This is a genomic window from Mesorhizobium sp. M8A.F.Ca.ET.181.01.1.1, from assembly GCF_004792025.1.
Taxonomy (GTDB): Bacteria; Pseudomonadota; Alphaproteobacteria; order Rhizobiales; family Rhizobiaceae; genus Mesorhizobium.
Genome location: NZ_SRTV01000207.1, coordinates 1 through 311, shown reverse-complemented (window position 1 = coordinate 311; position 311 = coordinate 1). Strand labels below are relative to the sequence as shown.

Sequence of the window (311 nt, the reverse complement as noted above, 5' to 3'; positions counted from 1 at the left end):
CATTAAATACCTTGAATGTCTTGGGAATAAGAATCTCTCTTGACGATTTTGGGACATACTACTCATCGTTGAGCTACCTTAAGAACTTTCCATTCGACACCTTGAAGATAGATCAATACTTCATCGCGTACTTAGAAACCGATCTCAAGAGCCAAACGATCGTGCAATCGATCATCAATCTGGCGCACGGCCTGGGTATAAGCGTCACCGCCGAAGGGGTCGAGACGACGGCACAGGCACGGTGGCTGGTCAAGGAGAATTGCGATTGCCTGCAGGGCAATTTCCTGGGACGGCCGCTTGGAGAGATCGGA

At 49.5% G+C, this 311-nt stretch carries 1 protein-coding gene; it reads left to right on the top strand.

The features are described from left to right. Nucleotides 1-311: EAL domain-containing protein (locus tag EN824_RS34270; RefSeq protein ID WP_135933218.1), on the top strand; the 311-nt coding region annotated here is incomplete at both ends.